Raw genomic sequence first — 18,609 nt, forward strand, 5'->3', positions numbered from 1 at the left:
CCCATGAACTTCATTCGACGGGTGAGCGGCACCGTCGTCGCGGTGGCTGCGGCGGCTCTGGTGCTCGGCGCGTGCGGATCGGACGTCGAGCCCCGGGCGGTGCCCGAGCCCGGGTCCGAGACCACGTCGGCGAGCGCATCGGATACCCGGACGACCACCGGCCGTCCGACCACCACCACGGCACCGACGTCCCCCGGCTCCTCCGGTCTGGACATCGACGTCGAGATCGGTGACTGCGTGCGCCTCGGTGGCACCGTCGACGACGCGACCATCGAGAATGCGACCTGCGGCAGCATGGATTCGAACTACAAGGTGATCGACATCGTCGAGACGAGCGATCAGTGCGTCTCGGACGCCGACCAGACCTACTACGAGTCCTCCGCCGGGGTCGAGGTGGGTGCCCTGTGCCTCGACGTCGACTGGGTGGTCGACAGCTGCATGGACATCTCCGGCGAGGACCCGCAGCGCATCGACTGCGCCGCACCCGGCCCCGAAACGGAGAAGGTCACCGAGATCCTGCAGAACACCGACAACGTGAACGACTGCTCCGTCTCCGAGGGTGGATTCGTCTACAGCGAGCGTCGTTTCGTGGTCTGCACCGACACGCTCTGAGGCCGCCGTCCGCCGCGGCCGGCTACAGCCAGCCGCGGCGGCGGAAGATCGCGTAGAGACCCGCGCACGTCATGACCATCATCAACAGGGCCATGGGATAGCCTGCGGCCCAATGCAATTCCGGCATGGTGTCGAAGTTCATCCCGTAGACCGTGCCGATCAGCGTGGGCGCGAACAGAATTGCCGCCCACGCCGAGATACGCTTGATCTCCTCGTTCTGCTCGATGCTCGCCCGGCTGAGATTGCGCATCTCCTCGTTCTGCATCTGCGACACCATCGTCGCGTTGACCGTGAGGATGTTGCCGAGCAACTGCCGGAAGCTGTCGACCTGCTCGACGACCGTCGTCGCGTGGTCGGTGACGTCCCGCAGGTAGCGTTGCAGTTCGTCGTCGGTGCGGTACTTGGCGAAGCCCGACGACAGACCCGACAGCACGGTGAGCAGCGGTTTGGCCGCGCGCTGGAACTGGATGACCTCGCGGGAGAGTTCGTAGATGCGGCGCGAGACCCCGGGATCCCCGCTGAAGACCTCCGTCTCGATCTCGTCGATGTCGTTCTGCAGGCCCGCGACCACCGGAGCGTACCCGTCGACGACGGCGTCGAGGATCGCGTAGAGAACCGCCTCGGGACCGAGCCGCAGCAGATCGGGCTCGCTCTCCATCCGGTCCCGCACCGCCGACAGGTCGGGCGATTCGCTGTGCCGGACCGTCAGCACGAACGTCGGTCCGACGAAGACGTGCACCTCACCGAAGTCGACCCGCTCGGATTCGTCGACGTAGCGGGCAGCGCGCAGCACGACGAACAGGGTGTCGCCGTAGCGCTCGAGCTTCGGGCGCTGGTGGGCGGCGATGGCATCCTCGACGGCCAGTTCGTGCAGTCCGAATTGCTCTGCGGCGGCATGGAGTTGCGCGTCGGTGGGCCGGTACATCCCGATCCAGGCCATCGAACCGGGCTCGGGCAGGCAATCGAGGGCCTGCGCGAGTGTCGCCGGCGACGCGACGCGGCGGCCGTCCCGGTAGACCGCGCTGTCGACGATGCTGTTCTCCGCCCGCGCCGCACCGTCCCGGCCGGGGCTCTGCGCGGCGGCAGGATTCAGGGACGCGCCGAAACCGGCGGACGGGTCGGCGGTCGCCGGGGCGGAGCGACACGGCAGCAGGGCACGGACGGAACGGTTGGGCAGCATGTCGGCACGGCCTTTCGGAGGCACGGAGGGCGACGGCGAGGGTGGTCGCCGTGGGACGCACACGCGACGGCAACCGTCGCGCACCGACAGGGCGCGTACGGGCTGCCGTCAGCTGGTACTCGGAGGTCGACTGCGCATCGCGAGTCCCACCTCCTCCACATCACCCGGAACCGTGCCGGGGGCCTGACGAACCCCCAGCAGCGTACGCCTTCGTGCCGTGCGGAGCCAGCCGGTCCCGTGCACGGCGTCGCGCCGCGCGCGGTGTCGGTGGCTGCGGCCACAATCGCCGTGACCGACCCGACCGACCGACGACAGGACCCCCCGATGACGCACTGGCCCGATCGACCGATCTGCGCGTTCGACCTCGAGACCACCGACCGCGATCCGCGGGTCGCGCGCATCGTGACTGCGTCCGTCGTCGTCCTCGACGGCGACACCGTCTCGTCGCGGACGTGGCTGCTCGATCCGGGCATCGAGATCTCGGAGGAGACGGCGGCGATCCACGGCGTGACCACGGAGCGGGCGCGCGCCGAGGGCCTCGAGTACACGGCCGGCTACACCCAGATCCGCGAGGCGCTGTACGAGGCGTGGGTCCGCGATCACATCGTCGTGGCGTTCAACGCCAGTTACGACCTCACGGTGGTCGACGCCGAGGGCCGCCGGCTGGGCCTGCCGGGACTCGAGACGGGCCTGGTGTTCGACCCGTACGTCGTCGACCGCGAGATGGACCGCGACCGCGAGGGCAGCCGCACCCTGCAGGCGGTCTGCGATGCGTACGGCATCGCGCTGACCGCCGCGCATCAGGCCGAGGCGGACGCCCTCGCGGCGGGGCAACTGGCGCGGGCGCTGTGCACCCGCTTCCCGCAGCTCGCCGACCTGGACATCATGACGGACCAGGCGGCCTGGCACGCGGAGCGGCAACGCACGTTCGCCGAGTATCTCGCGGGTCTCGGGCGCGACGTGTCGGATGTGGACCCGCAGTGGCCCATTCGCGGTATCGCTTGAGAGCTGTTGCCGCGCCCGGGTTTCGACGTCGACCCTCACGACACCGCCCGGCGGGGCGACCGAATGTCACATCGCATCGATGTAGTCGACCGAATGTGACATTCGGCCCAGGGCGGGGGTGCTTACCCCTTGACGACGCCGAGCGGCACGAGCCGTGCGACCCGACGGGCCAGACCGGCCCGCTCGCTCACCTCCGTGACCGCGTCGATGTCCTTGTACGCCTGCGGCTTCTCCTCGGCCAGTCCCCGCCACGAACTCCCCCGCACGAGCACGCCGTGGGACTCGAGCGCGTCGCGTACCGCCCGGCCGTCGGTGTGTCGAGCGGCGCGGTGCCGGCTCTGCACCCGGCCGGCCCCGTGCGCGGTGGAGAAGAACGCCGGGTTCCCGGCGACACCGGCGAGCACGTACGAGGCGGTGCCCATCGTGCCGGGAATGAGCACGGGCTGACCGACGTCCGCCAGGTCCTCGGGGACGTCGGGATGGCGGGGCGGCAGTGATCGCGTCGCGCCTTTGCGGTGCACGCACAGGGTGCGGACCTGCCCGTCCACCTCGTGCCGCTCGATCTTCGCCAGGTTGTGCGAGACGTCGTAGAGGAGGTCGAGAGTGGTACCGGCCGTGTCCTCGAAGACCCGGCGGGTCGCCTCGGTGAGCAACTGCCGGTTGGCCCGGCCGTAGTTGGCCGCCGCCACCATCGCCCCGAGATACGCCTCCCCCTCCGGTGACCGGACCGGCACGCACGCCAGCTGTCGGTCGGGAACGTGAATCTCGTAGCGGCCCATCGCCTTCTCCATCTCACGTACGTGGTCGGTGCAGATCTGGTGGCCGAGACCGCGGGACCCGCAGTGGATCATCACGCACACCGTGCCCACGTCGAGACCCATCGGCCGGGCAACGGCCGGGTCGAAGACCTGCTCGACGGCCTGCACCTCGAGGAAGTGGTTGCCCGACCCCAGGCTGCCGAGCTGACCGAGGCCCCGCTCGACGGCCCGGTCGCTCACCGCGGCCGAGTCGGCGCCGGCCAACACGCCCCGGTCCTCACACCGCTCGAGATCGCGGACGACACCGTGCCCCTGGTCCACCGCGAACCGGGCGCCGCCCTCGAGCACCCTATGCAGCACGCTGCGGTTCGGCAGCTCCCACACGCCCCGGGTCTGCATGCCACGGGGCACGACGTGACCGAGCCGGTCCATCAGCAGCCCGAGGCGCGGCGCGAGCGCGGACCGGTCGGCGTCACGCGCGATCAGCAGCCGCACGCCGCACGAGATGTCGAAGCCCACCCCACCGGGAGAGACGACGCCGCCGTCGTCGATGTCCGTCGCCGCAACTCCACCGATGGGAAAGCCGTAACCCCAGTGCACGTCCGGCATGGCGAACGACGCGGTGACGATTCCCGGCAGGGTCGCGACGTTCGCGACCTGGGTCAGCGCCTCGTCTCCTTCCGCGGCGGGAAGCAGGGACCGGGCCGCGAAGACGATCCCGGGTACGCGCATCGCGCCGGTCCGGTCGATCCGGAACCGGTACTGGGTCTCCTCGACGATCCTCATCACTGTCCGATCCGGGGCGGAGAACGCGGCGTCGGCGGCTTCGTTCCACCATAGAATCTGCAATGCCCGCTGCACAGGAGCGCGTCATGAACGAAAGCGGATACCGGTCGGTGCCGCACACGGCGGACCTGCGCATCGAGGCGTGGGCACCCACCCGTGACGAGTGCATCGCGCAGGCGGTGCACGGCGCCGTCGCGAGCTTCGCGGAAACCTCCTCCGCCGGGCCGGTCCGGGTGCGCACCCGCCGGCTGACAGCCGACGGCGACGAGGACCTGCTCGTCGCGGTACTCGACGAGATCGTCTACCTGCTCGACGCGGCCGGGGAGGTCCCGGTCGATGTGGCCGTCGACTCCGGTGCCGGCACGGCGGAAGTGCGGTTCTCGATGGCCGACGTCGCCTCGGTCACACAGGTGGGTGCGGTCCCGAAGGCCGTGTCGCTGCACGGGCTGCGCCTCGAGCGCGGACCGGGAGGATGGTCGTGTTCGGTGACGCTGGATGTGTGAACCGGCGCCGCACACGCGGTCCCTGTTGCGGCGCGCCGCGCAGGCGACCGTGGGGGTGTTCCCGCCTGGGATCTTCCACTGTAGACGGCCGGAACTGCCGGCTGGGGCGGGCCCCGGACAGTCGGCGAGATGCGACGAGCGGTGGCGCTACATCGGCATGTTCATCATGGGCATCCCACCCATCTCGTGGAGCCACATCATCAGCTGGTGCAGCAGGGTGTGCGCTTGGTCCATCATGCCCATCATGTTCACGGCCGTGACCTTTCCTGGAGCCGAGTAGTCCTCGGGGAGGGATCGTCCCACTATCGCCCGCCGACGATCCCGATGTGCCGCCTCGAGTGCGAGATCCGGGATCTTCAACAGATCTTCACGGGATCTCGACCATCGGGGTCCCGGCACGGCAGGAGGAGGTGCGGTTGCCCGCTCGGAGGTCAGTCCGCAGCGATGAGGGGGGTGCCGCGGTCGGCCAGCCACTGCGCCGGGTCGGTCTTGGCGCCGGAGGGGTCTTCGACCTCGAAGTGCAAGTGGGGTCCGGTGGAGTTGCCGCGATCTCCGATGGTGGCGATCTTCTGCCCGGCTTCGACTCGTTGCCCGACCTTCACCAGGTTGGCGTTGTTGTGGCCGTAAGTGGTCACCGTGCCGTCGTCGTGCCGGATGCGTACCCACAACCCGTAACCCTGTGCCGGTCCGGCGCTGACGACCTCTCCGTCGGCGACGGCGACGATCGGTGCGACCATGGTGTTGGCGATGTCGATGCCTCCGTGTCCGCGCCCGTCACCGAAGGTGGAGGTGATCACCCCGGCGGTCGGGGCGACGGGCCGGCCGGTCCCACCCCAACGCCCGCCCTCGGCCGGGCGCGGCGGGGTAGGGCTTGCCGGTGCGGCGCCGGGGTCTTCCAGCCGGGTGGCGCCCTCGTTCCCGGGGGCCGTATCGGGTGCGCCCGCAGCCGGCGCATCGTCTTCCTCGGGTGGCGTCCCGGGCTCCGGTGCCGGGGGGCCGTGACGACCCGGTGCCGTAGGTGTACGGGGGTCGGCGGCCAACGCTGCCAGCAGACGCGGAGCGATGCTGTAATCCAGTCCGGCCAGTTCGGTGCGGCACACCGACAACAGGCTTGCCCCGGTGCCCTGGGCGCTCCATCGGGCCGCGCAGCCGGCCAGGGACTGCAGGGTGGCGACCGTGTCGTCGAGTGCGCCGTTGTCCCGGGCGGCGCGCACGCCGGCGGCGGCGATGTTCGCCACCGTCTGCCATCGAGCGGGATCGACCACCTGCCCGGCCGGGTCGGCTCCGGTGATGGTCAGCGCATCGGCCACGGACGCCGCCACCGGCTCCGGTGACAGATGCGTCGCTCCGGCCGTCGGGGCCGTGAGCAACGGGACCGTCAGTCCCGCCGTCGACGCTCCCAGGATCAACGCGGCCCACCGGCCGCTGTGCGTGCGGTGCATGGCACTTCCTCCCGCCGCCTCACGAGAAATGTCCGATTGGAGAGGTATATGGGGGTTTGTCAAGGCGACACACCGTAACGCTAGTGCACTTTCATCACTTGTGTCTCTGTAATCGCATCCTCACCCACTGACCCAGCAGTGTCGGAGCGGGTGCCGAAACGGGGCGACGGGATGTACGGTCGGCCGGGTCGCCGGTGCTGCACTGCTACAGTCGGGAAGTTGTGACGGCCCGATCGACTTCTCCGCCCCTGCGGACCGCGGTCGCATTGGTCGTCCTCTACCTTCTCGGCTACACCCTGGTGCAGTGCGGTCTCACCGTGGCGGACGGCCATCATCACGACGATGTGCACGTGAGTGCGACCGCGCAACCCGGTGCGGAAACGGCGCCCGGGCATGCCCATGTCGATCACGACTCGTCCGGCCTCGATCCTCACCACGATCAACTGTTCCTCGGCCCTCGTGCGGACAACGCCGGGCGTCCGATCGCGGTGGTCACGGTGGTCGCGGTGGTGGTTACGGCCGCGATCGCCCGGCGGCACGCCCCGACCCTGTCGCGGGCCCCGCCACCGGCGCCCGCCCCGGCCCGCAGCGGCCGGGCGATCCTCGACGAACTCTGTATCAGCAGGTGCTGATCGGCAGCGGACCGGCCGCAGGGACCCCCTGTCGGCCCGTCTCGTGCTGCCCATCGCATCGTGCGCTCATTGCGCGCCACCACAGAGATGACTCGTCATGAACAGTGCTGTCTTCCCCGTTTCCACTCCGCCGCAATCGTCGGCTCGGCTGTTGACCTCTGCCCCGTGCTGCCCGGAGCCGACCACCATGGTCGGCAACACGCCGGTGCTGTGGATCGGTGAACCCTTCGCCGATGCCGGCGCCGGGTTCTGGGCCAAGCTCGAAGGGAACAACCCGGGCGGCATGAAGGACCGCCCCGCCCTGCACATGGTCGAACGCGCCCGCAGCCGGGGCGAGCTGGCCCCCGGGGCCCGCATCATCGAGTCGAGCAGCGGCACTCTCGGACTCGGCCTGGCGCTGGCCGGCATCGTCCACGGTCACCCGGTGACCGTGGTCACCGACCCCGGTCTCGAACCGATCATCCGTCGCATGCTCGCCGCCTATGGTGCCGACGTGGAGCTCGTCACCGAACCGCACCCGACCGGCGGATGGCAACAAGCCCGGCGGGACCGGGTGCGTCAGCTGCTCGAGGCCCACCCCGGCTCCTGGTGCCCGGATCAGTACAACAACCCCGACAACGTCGAGGCCTACCAGTCACTGGCCCTGGAACTGCTCGGCCAGCTCGGTCGCGTGGACATACTCGTCTGCTCGGTCGGTACCGGTGGGCATTCGGCCGGCATCGCCCGGGTGCTGCGCCAGTTCTGCCCCCAGTTGAAACTGGTGGGCGTCGACACCGTCGGCTCGGCCCTGTTCGGCCAGCCGGTCACCTCCCGCCTGATGCGCGGGTTGGGCTCGAGCATCCATCCGGGCAATATCGACTACGGCGCGTTCGACGAGGTGCACTGGGTCGCTCCGCGGGAAGCGGTGTGGTCGTGCCGCACCCTGGCCGCCACTCACCACGCCAGCGGGGGCTGGAGTGTGGGGGCGGTCGCCCTGGCCGCCGGCTGGCTCGCCCGCACCCACGCCCCCGACCTTCGGATCGCCGCGATCTTCCCCGACGGCCCCCAGCGGTACTTCGACACCGTCTACAACGACGACTTCTGCGCCGAGCACGGCCTGCTGGACGGACCGGCGCCGACCGAACCGATGACCATCGACCATCCCACCGACCGCGTCGTACGCTCGTGGACGCGGTGCGCCACCGTCGTCGACCCCGCGGAGTTGCGGTCGTGAAGGCGCTGATCACCCGATTCCGCAGTTTCGACCGCCCCAGCCAGGTGCTGATGGTCAACCAGTTCTCCATCAACGTCGGCTTCTACATGCTCATGCCGTACCTGGCGAGCTACCTGGCCGGACCGCTCGGATTGGCAGCCTGGGCCGTCGGGTTGGTGCTGGGGGTGCGCAACTTCTCCCAGCAGGGCATGTTCCTGGTGGGCGGCACCCTGGCCGACCGGCTGGGTTACAAGCCGCTCATCGTCGCCGGTTGCCTGCTACGGACCGCAGGGTTCGTGCTGCTCGCCGCCGTCGACTCGCTGCCGGCGGTGCTGGTGGCCGCAGCAGCCACCGGATTCGCCGGCGCGTTGTTCAACCCCGCGGTGCGGGCATACCTGGCCGCAGACGCCGGGCCCCGCCGCGTCGAGGCCTTCGCGGTGTTCAACGTCTTCTACCAGGCCGGGATCCTGCTCGGTCCGCTGGTCGGTCTGGCGTTGACCGCGGTGGACTTCCGGATCACCGCGCTGGTGGCAGCGGCGGTATTCGCGGCGCTGACGCTGACGCAGATCCGAGCGCTGCCGGCGCAGACCGTCGAGGCCACTACCCCTGCCGGACCCCGCCCCTCGATACTCGACGACTGGCGCACGGTGGTGACCAACAGGTCGTTCGTGCTGTTCGCGGCGGCGATGATCGGCTCGTACGTTCTCTCGTTCCAGGTGTATCTGGCCCTGCCGCTGCAGGCCGAGGTCGTCGCCCCGGACCAGGTATCGGCCACGGTGCTCGTGACCTCGCTGTTCGCGGTCTCCGGGCTGGTGGCGATCGCCGGGCAGCTACGTATCACTTCTTGGTGCGGCAACCGGTGGGGACCCGGACGCAGCCTGGCCGTCGGGATGGTGGTCATGGCGACCGCGTTCGTACCCGTAGCGGTGTTCTCTTCCCCCACTGGGACCGGCTGGGCGATGGCCGCGGGGGCGTTGGTGCTGTCGGCGGTGATCCTCTCCGTCGGTACGGCGGCGGTGTTCCCGTTCGAGATGGACACCGTCGTCGCACTCTCCGGGAACCGGCTTGTGGCCACCCACTACGGGTTCTACAACACCGTCGTCGGGGTCGGCATCCTGCTGGGCAACCTCGGCACCGGGGCGGTGTTCGGGTGGGCCGCCGACGCCGGCCTGGAATGGCTGATCTGGGTGCTGCTCACCGCGATCGGGATCGGGTGCGCGGCAGCGCTGTTTCTGCTCCACCGCACCGGCCGGCTCACCGCGCCACCCCCGACGCCGACCGACGAGCAGGTCTCGGCCTCGGCATGATGCCCCCGCCGGCACCCTTTCGTCCGGCCCGAAGAGAGGAATCCCCGTATGTCTGTGTCCCGCCTGCCGGGCGCCGTGTCGGCAATTGCCGCAGCCGCCTTGCTCGTGGCAGGGTGCTCGTCCCCCGACACCCGGAGCGCGGCGACCGCACCTCCCGGCGCTGTCGTCGCACCGCACGTTGCGTTGTCCCCGACGCTCGATCACGTGCACGGGCTGACCGTCGATTCCGCCGGCACTATCCTGGCCGGCACCCACAGCGGACTGGTCGCTCTCGCGCCGTCCGGCACCACCACCGAGGTCGGCACCTCCGACGACGACTTGATGGGGCTGGCCGGGGTGCCCGGCAGCGACGTCCTGGTCGCCTCGGGCCACCCGGGGCCGTCGAACCCCGGTCCGAACCCGCTGGGACTGCGCCGTAGCGACGACGGCGGGCGCACCTGGACCGATCGGTCCCTGGTCGGAGAGGTGGACTTTCATGCTCTGGCCACGGACGGCACGGTGGTGGTCGGTTTCGACGGCACCCGCGGGATCCGGGTATCCACCGACGCCGGCACCACCTGGAGCGCCGGTGCTCCCGTGGCGGCTGCGGCCCTGGCGCTGACCCCGGCCACGGTGTGGGCGATCACGCCGGCCGGGCTCGAGCGCAGCACCGACCTGGCACACACCTTCACCCCGGTCGAGGACACACCCGCCCTCGTGCTGCTCACCGGCACCGGCGACGGACTGTGGGGCATCGACACCGACGGCTACGCCTGGCGCAGCCGGGACGGAGCCGCCTGGGAGCAGCGGGTCTTCGTCGGGGCGGTGGAGGCGCTGACCGCCACAGGGTTCGACACCGCCTACGCCGCTACCGCCGAGGCCTTGTACACCCTGACCTGACGCGACCGGCCGCGCTGCGGCCCAGCAAACCGGTAAGGCCCGGCACACGTGTGTGCCGGGCCTTGCCGTGTCGGTCCCGCGAGCTCACCGACTCTCTCGTGATCACAACGAGGACAGGATGTTCTCCATCGTCGCGATCTCCTGCTGCTGGGTCTCGGCGATGGTGCGGGCCATGGCCACCGCCTCGGGATTCTGCCCGGTATCGATCTCGGTCTGCGCCATTTCGATCGCGCCGCGGTGATGTTCGATCATCTGGGTCAGGAACAGGCGGGAGGCGTCGACGCCTTCCGCGTTCTGCAGCGCGGCCATGTCTTCGGCCGACATCATTCCGCTCATGCCGCCGCCCATCTGTCCGCCGCCGGGCATGGGGGTGGACTGCATGGGCATGTCGTGACCGGGCATCTCCATGCCGGGTGACGACATGGGCATGTTCGGTGTGGTCATCGGCATGCTGGTCGTGCCCATGGGCATGGTGGGCTGCCCCCAGTCGGCGAGCCAGCTCTGCAGCTGTTCGATCTCCGGACCCTGGGCGGCCTTGATCTGCTGGGCGAGTTCGGTGACCCGTGGGTCGATGCCCTCCTTGGCCAGGATGACATCGCTCATCTCGATGGCTTGGCTGTGGTGCGGAATCATCTGTTGGGCGAAGGTCACGTCGGCTTGGTTGTGGTCGGCGGCAGCCTCGGCGGAGGCACTCGCGGTCGCCGTCGCCGACGGGCTCGCCTGCGAGGCCTGATCGTTGCCGGAGTCGCTGCAGGCGGCCAGGGTGAGCGCCGCGGCAACTGCCACCGCGCCGGTGGCCAGGGACTTCTTCCTCACAAGCACATTCCTTTCCGTTGTGTACGCGCACCGGCAGGCCCCGCGGTGGCGATATCGCAAGCATCCCCTCACAGGGGAGGCGGCAAACCCGGTCCCGTTACGGGCCCCTCGTCGGGACGCGGACCACTGCGGGCGCCGGCGCTGCAGACCGGCCGGTGAGCCGGTGCACCTTGTTCGGATCCGAGCCTGGCAGCTGCACCCGGTGGCAGCCCGGACCATTCTGTGAAGATTTCCTGAAGAACTCCACCCGGGCGTCCGAGCGGCCGTCACCGGAGTTCTTGAGCAGATCTTCACGAAAACGACGGAGAAGAACGCACCCGGGCCGGGCACCGTGGACAGCGCAGAACCGGGATCGCGCCGCTGAGCACGGGACCGGCACTGTGGGCCCTGTGCGGGGGCCGGACAGTCGGTGCACGGGCACCGACCGAGGAAGGGTGGTTGACGATGATGTTCTGGTACGGCGACGGCATGAGCGGTTGGGGTTATGTGCTCATGACAGTCGGGATGGTGGCGTTCTGGGCCCTGGTGATCGTCGGAATCGTGATGCTGGTGCGCGCCGCGGCTCCCCGGTCGACACCGCCCCCGTCGGGCTATGCCCCGACGCCGGAAGAGGTCGTAGCCATGCGCTTCGCCCGGGGCGAGATCGACGAGGACGAATACCGGCGCCGTCTCGACGCCTTGCACACCCATCGTCCGGACCCGAAAGCGTGACCCCTGCAATCGGATTCGATCGCTCCGCCCACGTCCGCTGCGCAGGGACCGGAAGCGGCGGTGTCAGCGACGGTAGTGGCGACCGGTGGAGTCGTCGGTGACCAGGCGGTACAGCACATAGACCGAGAACCAGACGATCAGCACGGCCACCAGCACGAGCGCGATCTCGTATACGAGGACCACACCACCGATTCTACCGCCACGCCGGCCCACCCGACTTCTCGTCGGTGCCCACTGATGCACCGGCACCCCGAAAAGGATCAGCGGCCCGAAAAGGATCAGCGGCGCGGACTGGTGGGAATCGGCTCCGGCGCCGGGCGCGGGGCCGGCTGCTCCTGCGGTGGGGACGGCAGTTGCAGCCGCTTGAGCATCAGCGCGTTGACCGCGACGATCAGACTCGAGCCGGACATCGACAGCGCCGCGATCTCCGGGCGGAGCACCAGTCCGAAGGCGGGTTCGAACACGCCGGCGGCGATCGGCAGCGCAATGGTGTTGTAACCGATCGCCCAACCGAGATTCTGCCGCATCTTGCGCAAGGTGCCGCGGCCGATGCGCAGCGCGATCGGCACATCCAGCGGGTCCGAACGCATCAGCACCAGGTCGGCGGTTTCGATCGCGACATCGGTGCCGGCACCGATGGCAATGCCCAGATCCGCCTGCGCAAGGGCCGGGGCATCGTTGACACCGTCGCCGACCATCGCGACCTTCTTCCCGCCGCGTTGCAGTTCGGCGATCTTGTCGGCCTTGTCACCGGGCAGCACCTCGGCGATGACGGTGTCGATGCCCAACTGCCCGGCGATACGCCGGGCCGTGGCCTCGTTGTCGCCGGAGAGCATGACCACCTCGATGCCGAGATCGTGCAGCGACGCCACCGCCTCGGCCGAGGTCTCCCGGGCGGCGTCGGCCAGGGCGACCACCCCGACGCCGCGGCCGTCGACCGCCACGAGCACCGCGGTACGCCCGGTCGAGGCCAGCTGGTCGCGCCGGTCCGTCAACGCGCCGAAGTCGACGTTCTCGGCCACCATCAGCTTGCGGTTGCCCACGGCCACCCGCCGGCCCGCCACCTCGGCGACCGCGCCGTGACCGGGCACGTTGCGGAAGTGCCCCAACGACACCTCTGGAATGTCACGGGCGGTCGCGTAGCGCACGATCGCCCCCGCCAGGGGATGCTCCGATTCGCGTTCGACCGCGGTCACCAAGGCCAGCATCTCGTCCTCCGGCAGCCCGTCGGCCACGACGTCGGTGACCTCCGGCTCGCCCTTGGTCAAGGTGCCGGTCTTGTCCATCACGACCGTGTCGATCCGCGCCGAGGTCTCGAGGGCGGTGGCGTTCTTGAACAGCACGCCGCGCTTGGCGCCCAGGCCGGTGCCGACCATGATCGCCGTCGGGGTGGCCAGCCCCAGCGCGTCGGGGCAGGTGATCACCACGACGGTGATCGCGAACAGCAGCGCCCTCTGCACGTCACCGTCGACGAGCCACCACACCAGGAAGGTGCTCACCCCGCCGATCAGGGCGACCAAGACCAGCCAGAACGCGGCCCGATCGGCCAGGCGCTGACCGGGCGCCTTCGAGTTCTGCGCCTCCTGCACCAGGGCGACGATCTGGGCGAGGGCCGTGTCGGAGCCGACCTTGGTCGCCCGGACCCGCAGGGTGCCGGTGGTGTTGATCGACGCACCGATCACCTCCGCGCCTTCGGCCTTGGTCACCGGCAGGGACTCACCGGTGACCATCGACTCGTCGACCTCGGAGCTGCCCTCGACGACGACACCGTCGACCGGGATCTTCGCCCCCGGCCGGATCAGCAGCAGATCCCCGACCACGACCTCGGCGGTGGGGACCTCCACCGGCTCACCGCCGCGCAGCACCACCGCCTTCGGGGGCGCGAGTTCGAGCAGGGTGCGGATGGCATCGTTGGCGCCGCCGCGAGCACGCATCTCGAACCAGTGCCCGAGCAACACGAAACTCGCCAGCACGGAAGCGGCCTCGTAGAACACCTCGCCGCCGCCGGTCAGGGTCACGCCCACGCTGTAGAGCCAGCCGGCGCCGATGGCGACGGCGACGAGCACCATCATGTCCAGGGTCCGGGCCTTCAGAGCCCGGTAGGCGCCGTCGAAGAAGATCCAGGACGAATAGAAGATCACCGGCAGGCTCAGCACCAGGGCGAACACGTCGTCGCGCAACCCGAAAGGCGCCGGCGTCGTGAAACCGAACATGTCGCGGCCCATCGGCGACCACAACATGATCGGAATCGACAGCGCCAGCGCCACCAGGAACCGGTTGCGCATGTCCCGAACCATCGCATCCATCGACATCCCCGCATGCCCGCCGTGACCCATCATCTCCTGGGCGGAGCGGGTGCCGTGCTCGGCGTGGGGGCGGTGCTCCTTCCCGGCAGGTCCCTGTTGTTCGACGTGGCTGTGCGCCGCCGGGTGCGGGGGATGTGCGGGTGCGCCGGGGCCGGGAGCCGGTTCGCTCATCGGGTCGCACACGTGCTCGGGCACCGACCGTCCGGCGCAGTGATAGCCGCAGTCCCGCACCCACCCCGACAGCTCCACCACCGACGTGCGGTCGGAGTCGTAGGTGACAGTGGCGGTCTGATTCACCGCATTCGCCTCCACCGCGGACACCCCCGGTCGGCGCAGCAAGGTGGATTCGATGGCCGACGTCGACGTCGCCCAGTGCAGGCCGCCTACTTCCAGAACGGTGGTTCGGTTCATACGATCCGGTCCCTCCCTCTCATGGCCGGGCACGCAATGCCCGCCCTCTGCGCGGTGCGATGCTCCGATACCGCTACCGATGGTCGGCACCGATACACGCTCGTCGCCGACCGTGTCCGAGTCTGCTCGGCCCCGCCGTGGCATCTTCTGGCGGTTGGATGAAGATTCGTTGAAGAACTCCGGGTCTCGGGTCAGGGTCCGTGTTCGTCCGAATGCTCTCGCTCGGCCCCCTCGTCGGTGCCGTGACCGGGGGTGGTCGACGTGGGAAGCGGTAACTGGGTGCGGCTGCCGGCCACCGCAGGCGAGCGGGGAGAGAAACTGACCCCGTTGGGCCGCTCGCCCACCGGCACGGTCGCCACCACGGACAGGCTGGGCAGATCGACCACGGACACCGTGTCGTCGTAAGTGTTCGTCACCCACGCCCGCGTACCCGAGGGATCGATCACCACCCCGTGCGGACCGGCGCCGGTGCCGACCGCCCCGCGGATCGTCATCTCGGCTGTATCGATCACCGAGAGGGTGCTCCCGGGCTGCTGCCGGGTGCCCTGGTCTGCGGAGACCACGGTCTTCTCGTCCGGGGACAGGTACAGCTGCACGGGCGCGGCCGGCACCGGAGCGGCACCCACGACCAGGCGGGCAGCGAGATCCACCTTGACCACCGCGGCCGGCTCGGTGGTCCCGGCGTAGGCGAACCGTCCGTCGCCGGTGACCGCGACCTGAGCCGGGGCGGCGCCGACGGGTACCGCCCCGATGGCCCGATCGGCGGCCGGGTCGATCACGTGCACCACGCCGGCTGCGGTGTCGGCGACCACGATCACCGAGCCGCCGGCCGCGGGCCGCAGACCGTGCGGCATCCCGCCGAGCTCGATTCGCCCTGCCGGCTGCAGTCCGGGGGTCGCGAACACCGAGACCGTGCCGTTCCCCGCATCGGTGACGTACACCTTGCCGTTGGGTGCGTCGATCACGTGTGCCGGCGCTGCACCGGTGGGCGCGACGGCGCGCACCGCATAGGTGGCGGGATCGATCTCGATCACCCGGTCGTCACCGCTGACGGTGTACACGGTCGCACCGTCGCGCCCGACCTGAACATTGTGCGGGGAGTCCACCCCGGTCACGGTCGTCACCACCTCGTCGGTGGCCGCGTCCAGGACCGTGAGGCTGTTGCCGTCCTCGTCGGCGACCCACACCGACCCGGTCACAGGCCCGGGCGGGCCGGAGGTGGCCGCCGTCGAGGCCGGACCCGGGGTGGGACCGCTTTCCTCGGAACACCCTGCCAGCGCCACCGCCGTGAGAAAGACCGTGGCGGTCACCGCACTCCGGCGCCGACGTCGGGACCGAAGAGACGGTCGGGACGCAACCGGCTCACCGATGACGTTCACCTTGCACCTCCGGCAGCAGTTCGGGGACGGTCAATGGCGGTGACTGCCGGCTGAGGCCATCATCATCGCCATCATCGCCACGCAGACGACCGCGAACACGAGCCCGCCGACGCTCACATTTCCGGTCACTACCAGCACCCCGGCAATGATCAACATCGGTACGCAGCAGACGAGCATCATCCAGCGGTGACGGATCCGTCCCCCGGTGCCCGCCGGTTCCGTCGGGGGGTCGGAGGCCACCGATTCCCTGGGACGCCAGTCGTGTGCGTTCGTCTCGTTCATCGCGATTCCGTCCTCGACGACGTCGGCACGCAGCTGAACTCGTGGTACAGCGGCCAGTGTCCGATCGCTGCGGTGACCGGCAGGTCCACCCCGGCCGCCGGCGGCAGCACCGCCGGCACGACGGTCCATCCGGTGGCGCCGCCGAGGAACATCCGCCCCACGCGTTCGACTCCGGTGATGTTCACTCCCGGCGCGTCGACCATCTCGCCTCCTCGGATCGGCGATGTGCGGGTGGAAGTACCACGCCCACCGATGACTCTTCCGGTCCCGGTACGTGTTTCGGCTGGCGGTTCCGTGAAGATCGGTTGAAGATTCGGAGGTGGGCATCGCAGGTGGCCCGGACCCGTACCGGCCGATCCTGCGGTGCCAGTTGCTCAACCGCCGTGGTGTTCGCCGTGGTCGGCCGGAACGGTGGAGGTCGGCACCGGACTCGGTCCCGGCGCCGGATCGGGATCCGAGCGGCCGGTCAGGGCCGGTCCGATCACGAACGCCGACAACGCGAACATCACCGCGAACACCACCAGGGCGATCGTTGGGGCCTTCCAGGTGGCGAACCGCCGATACAGTCGGCGCAGCAACGGAATCGAGAGCACCACCCCGAGGGCGAAGAACAACAGGTTGCCCCCGGCTCCGGTGACCAGCGCGGCGCCGGCGATCAGGCCCACGTGATGCAGCACGTGCGGCACGAGCCCCATCACCGCGCCGAGGGTCGCGGACACGGCGTTCCAGGCTGCGGCCAGCGGACGCTTGTGTGACGGCAGGGCCGCCGAGGGGATACTCGTGGCTTCGGCGGTGCCGGGACGGTCACCGGGAGGAGTTGTCATACGCAGGCTCCGTTGTCTCCAGGCGCTTCTTCAGGCGCGGTAGGACAGGGTCGTCATCATCCCGGCTTCCTGGTGGTAGGCGTTGTGGCAGTGCAGGGCCCACTGGCCGGGGTTGTCGGCGTCGAACTCGATCTCCACGGTCTGCATCGGGCGCACCGTCACGGTGTCCTTGCGGGCTCCGCCGTCGACCAGGGCGAAGGTGTGGCCGTGCAGGTGCATCGGATGGAACATGTCGGACATGTTCCGCAGCCGCATCCGCACCCGTTGTCCCTCGGCGACGGTCAGCGGCGCGGCGTCGGGGAAGGTGGCGCCGTTGAGCATCCACCGGTACGGCATCATCGTGCCGCCCATGTCGACGCTCAGGTAGTTGTCGTGGGAGCGTCGGGGCAGGCGAACCTGCTCGGCCGGGGACAGGTCGGTACCGAGCAGCACCAGTCGATCCAGCTCGTCGGGCCGGGTATCGGTGGTGGCTGTCCCGGCGGCGGTGCGCACAACGGCCACCGCATGACCGGGTTTGCCTTCGGCGTCGGCGAAGAGCGGGAACACCCCGTCGGCGAGGGTGACCAGCACATCCAACCGTTCGCCCATGCCGAGCAACACCGCGTCGGTGTCGACCGGTGTCACAGGAAAGGCGTCGCTGTGGGTGACGGTCATCGCATGTCCGCCGAGCCCGACGCGAAAGGCGGTGTCCGAGGCGGCATTGACCAGCCGGATCCGCACCCGCTGTCCCGGCGCGGCGGTCAAGGTCACCGGGTCGACAGGGGTGCGGCCGTTGAGCAGGTAGTACGGGTAGTTCACATCGCCGGCGCCGCCGAGCAGGTCCGAGCGCATGCTCTCTGCACCCATCATCGAGCCCATGTCGCCCATCGCGCCGTGGTCCATCATCGAGCCCATCCCACCCGTGCGGGGGGCGGGCCGGCCGGGGGCCGGCATGCCGAGCTCGCGGGCGACATCCTCGGGGGTTCGACCGGTGCCGTCGACCCAGTCGTCGAGCACGACGACCCATTCGTCGTCGTAACCGCCTGGCTCGGCCGGATCGTCGATCACCACCACTCCGTACAGTCCGCGGTCGAGTTGCAGCCCGCTGTGCGAGTGGTAGAAGTAGGTGCCTGGGTGCGGGGCGGTGAATTCGTACGTGAACGACTCCCCGGCCGTGATGGGCTGCTGCGTGAGTCCCGGGACCCCGTCCATGTCGTTGCTCATCGCGATGCCGTGGAAGTGGATGCTGGTGTCGACGTCGAGCCGATTGTCGACCTGCACTCGCAGCAGATCTCCGGCTCCGGCTCGCAGCAGCGGACCGGGCAACGAGTCACCGTATCCCCAGGTCGACACCACCGCACCGCCGAGTTCGACCTGCACCGGCCGCGCTGTCACCTGCGCGGCGACCACCGTCTGCCCTGCGGTACGGCGCTGGGCCTCGAGCCGGCGCACCACCTCGGCACTCGGCCCGACCGGATCTCCCGCCACACCGGGGCGGGCGCAGCCGGTCAGCCCACCGAGGGCCATCGCCCCGGCGGCTGCGGACGCACCGAGCAGAAACGAACGGCGGGACATCTGCATCACACGATCTCCTGGATCGACTGG

18 protein-coding genes are annotated in these 18,609 nt (G+C 69.8%); 8 read left to right on the forward strand and 10 right to left on the reverse strand.

All coding sequences use genetic code 11. The features are described from left to right. The first annotated feature begins 3 nt into the window (after positions 1-3). Positions 4-612: an LppU family putative lipoprotein gene (gene lppU, locus ACWPQI_RS21725; RefSeq protein ID WP_010593663.1), complete on the forward strand. Its 609-nt coding sequence runs from the start codon at positions 4-6 to the stop codon at positions 610-612. 22 nt (positions 613-634) lie between these two features. Here the strand turns inward: lppU and corA are convergent, their stop codons facing one another. Then, positions 635-1,792: a magnesium/cobalt transporter CorA gene (corA, locus tag ACWPQI_RS21730; protein ID WP_474738492.1), complete on the reverse strand. Its 1,158-nt coding sequence runs from the start codon at positions 1,790-1,792 to the stop codon at positions 635-637. A gap of 324 nt (positions 1,793-2,116) precedes the next feature. Between corA and ACWPQI_RS21735 the strand changes: the two genes are divergently transcribed. Further along, a complete protein-coding gene (locus ACWPQI_RS21735; protein ID WP_474738493.1) occupies positions 2,117-2,797 on the forward strand; it encodes an exonuclease domain-containing protein in 681 nt (226 codons plus the stop codon). A 122-nt stretch (positions 2,798-2,919) separates the two neighbouring features. Here ACWPQI_RS21735 and ACWPQI_RS21740 read toward each other — a convergent pair whose 3' ends face one another. Beyond that, on the reverse strand, positions 2,920-4,341 hold the full coding sequence (locus ACWPQI_RS21740) for an RtcB family protein (protein WP_010593666.1): 1,422 nt from the start codon (positions 4,339-4,341) through the stop codon (positions 2,920-2,922). An 86-nt stretch (positions 4,342-4,427) separates the two neighbouring features. Here ACWPQI_RS21740 and ACWPQI_RS21745 point away from each other — a divergent pair, with 86 nt between their 5' ends. After that, a complete protein-coding gene (locus tag ACWPQI_RS21745; RefSeq protein WP_010593667.1) occupies positions 4,428-4,844 on the forward strand; it encodes an archease in 417 nt (138 codons plus the stop codon). Between the two features lie 431 nt (positions 4,845-5,275). Here the strand turns inward: ACWPQI_RS21745 and ACWPQI_RS21750 are convergent, their stop codons facing one another. After that, a complete protein-coding gene (locus tag ACWPQI_RS21750; RefSeq protein ID WP_474738494.1) occupies positions 5,276-6,286 on the reverse strand; it encodes a M23 family metallopeptidase in 1,011 nt (336 codons plus the stop codon). Positions 6,287-6,507: 221 nt separating this feature from the next. Here ACWPQI_RS21750 and lpqS point away from each other — a divergent pair, with 221 nt between their 5' ends. From lpqS to ACWPQI_RS21770, 4 genes are all read left to right on the forward strand, one after another. Next, the gene (lpqS, locus tag ACWPQI_RS21755) at positions 6,508-6,918 is read left to right on the forward strand and encodes a putative copper homeostasis (lipo)protein LpqS (RefSeq protein ID WP_228287122.1); all 411 of its coding nucleotides are present in this window, start codon (positions 6,508-6,510) and stop codon (positions 6,916-6,918) included. A 97-nt stretch (positions 6,919-7,015) separates the two neighbouring features. Continuing rightward, complete coding sequence (locus tag ACWPQI_RS21760; RefSeq protein ID WP_026137770.1) at positions 7,016-8,131, forward strand: PLP-dependent cysteine synthase family protein; 1,116 nt, start codon at positions 7,016-7,018, stop codon at positions 8,129-8,131. An 8-nt stretch (positions 8,132-8,139) separates the two neighbouring features. After that, positions 8,140-9,417, forward strand: a complete 1,278-nt coding sequence (locus ACWPQI_RS21765) for an MFS transporter (protein ID WP_228287229.1) — start codon at positions 8,140-8,142, stop codon at positions 9,415-9,417. A 48-nt stretch (positions 9,418-9,465) separates the two neighbouring features. Further along, on the forward strand, positions 9,466-10,296 hold the full coding sequence (locus ACWPQI_RS21770) for a F510_1955 family glycosylhydrolase (RefSeq protein WP_010593672.1): 831 nt from the start codon (positions 9,466-9,468) through the stop codon (positions 10,294-10,296). 102 nt (positions 10,297-10,398) lie between these two features. On the opposite strand, the gene ACWPQI_RS21775 is transcribed toward ACWPQI_RS21770, so the two are convergent. Further along, positions 10,399-11,112, reverse strand: a complete 714-nt coding sequence (locus ACWPQI_RS21775; RefSeq protein ID WP_017680803.1) for a DUF305 domain-containing protein — start codon at positions 11,110-11,112, stop codon at positions 10,399-10,401. A gap of 444 nt (positions 11,113-11,556) precedes the next feature. Here ACWPQI_RS21775 and ACWPQI_RS21780 point away from each other — a divergent pair, with 444 nt between their 5' ends. After that, positions 11,557-11,823, forward strand: a complete 267-nt coding sequence (locus ACWPQI_RS21780; protein ID WP_010593674.1) for an SHOCT domain-containing protein — start codon at positions 11,557-11,559, stop codon at positions 11,821-11,823. A 278-nt stretch (positions 11,824-12,101) separates the two neighbouring features. Here ACWPQI_RS21780 and ACWPQI_RS21785 read toward each other — a convergent pair whose 3' ends face one another. From ACWPQI_RS21785 to ACWPQI_RS21810, 6 genes are all read right to left on the reverse strand, one after another. Continuing rightward, positions 12,102-14,540 (reverse strand): heavy metal translocating P-type ATPase, encoded by a 2,439-nt coding sequence (locus tag ACWPQI_RS21785; protein ID WP_010593676.1) that lies wholly within the window; start codon positions 14,538-14,540, stop codon positions 12,102-12,104. 191 nt (positions 14,541-14,731) lie between these two features. After that, a complete protein-coding gene (locus tag ACWPQI_RS21790) occupies positions 14,732-15,850 on the reverse strand; it encodes a YVTN family beta-propeller repeat protein (RefSeq protein ID WP_010593677.1) in 1,119 nt (372 codons plus the stop codon). A gap of 99 nt (positions 15,851-15,949) precedes the next feature. Beyond that, positions 15,950-16,201, reverse strand: coding sequence for a hypothetical protein (locus ACWPQI_RS21795; protein ID WP_010593678.1), 252 nt, complete (start codon positions 16,199-16,201; stop codon positions 15,950-15,952). Further along, positions 16,198-16,404 (reverse strand): YgaP family membrane protein, encoded by a 207-nt coding sequence (locus ACWPQI_RS21800; protein ID WP_010593679.1) that lies wholly within the window; start codon positions 16,402-16,404, stop codon positions 16,198-16,200. Before ACWPQI_RS21800 ends, ACWPQI_RS21795 begins: the two co-directional genes overlap by 4 nt. A 171-nt stretch (positions 16,405-16,575) precedes the next feature. After that, positions 16,576-17,025, reverse strand: a complete 450-nt coding sequence (locus ACWPQI_RS21805) for a hypothetical protein (RefSeq protein WP_010593680.1) — start codon at positions 17,023-17,025, stop codon at positions 16,576-16,578. Positions 17,026-17,055: 30 nt separating this feature from the next. Continuing rightward, the gene (locus ACWPQI_RS21810; protein ID WP_010593681.1) at positions 17,056-18,585 is read right to left on the reverse strand and encodes a multicopper oxidase family protein; all 1,530 of its coding nucleotides are present in this window, start codon (positions 18,583-18,585) and stop codon (positions 17,056-17,058) included. Positions 18,586-18,609: the final 24 nt, after the last annotated feature.

It is taken from the genome of Rhodococcus sp. LMD (assembly GCF_056108245.1).

Bases quoted from the DNA above. Each gene is read 5' to 3' on its own strand.
- lppU (WP_010593663.1), top strand. From the start codon at position 4: ATGAACTTCATTCGACGGGTGAGCGGCACCGTCGTCGCGGTGGCTGCG.
- corA (WP_474738492.1), bottom strand. From the start codon at position 1,792: ATGCTGCCCAACCGTTCCGTCCGTGCCCTGCTGCCGTGTCGCTCCGCC.
- ACWPQI_RS21735 (WP_474738493.1), top strand. From the start codon at position 2,117: ATGACGCACTGGCCCGATCGACCGATCTGCGCGTTCGACCTCGAGACC.
- ACWPQI_RS21740 (WP_010593666.1), bottom strand. From the start codon at position 4,341: ATGAGGATCGTCGAGGAGACCCAGTACCGGTTCCGGATCGACCGGACC.
- ACWPQI_RS21745 (WP_010593667.1), top strand. From the start codon at position 4,428: ATGAACGAAAGCGGATACCGGTCGGTGCCGCACACGGCGGACCTGCGC.
- ACWPQI_RS21750 (WP_474738494.1), bottom strand. From the start codon at position 6,286: ATGCACCGCACGCACAGCGGCCGGTGGGCCGCGTTGATCCTGGGAGCG.
- ACWPQI_RS21760 (WP_026137770.1), top strand. From the start codon at position 7,016: ATGAACAGTGCTGTCTTCCCCGTTTCCACTCCGCCGCAATCGTCGGCT.
- ACWPQI_RS21770 (WP_010593672.1), top strand. From the start codon at position 9,466: ATGTCTGTGTCCCGCCTGCCGGGCGCCGTGTCGGCAATTGCCGCAGCC.
- ACWPQI_RS21780 (WP_010593674.1), top strand. From the start codon at position 11,557: ATGATGTTCTGGTACGGCGACGGCATGAGCGGTTGGGGTTATGTGCTC.
- ACWPQI_RS21785 (WP_010593676.1), bottom strand. From the start codon at position 14,540: ATGAACCGAACCACCGTTCTGGAAGTAGGCGGCCTGCACTGGGCGACG.
- ACWPQI_RS21795 (WP_010593678.1), bottom strand. From the start codon at position 16,201: ATGAACGAGACGAACGCACACGACTGGCGTCCCAGGGAATCGGTGGCC.
- ACWPQI_RS21800 (WP_010593679.1), bottom strand. From the start codon at position 16,404: ATGGTCGACGCGCCGGGAGTGAACATCACCGGAGTCGAACGCGTGGGG.
- ACWPQI_RS21805 (WP_010593680.1), bottom strand. From the start codon at position 17,025: ATGACAACTCCTCCCGGTGACCGTCCCGGCACCGCCGAAGCCACGAGT.
- ACWPQI_RS21810 (WP_010593681.1), bottom strand. From the start codon at position 18,585: ATGCAGATGTCCCGCCGTTCGTTTCTGCTCGGTGCGTCCGCAGCCGCC.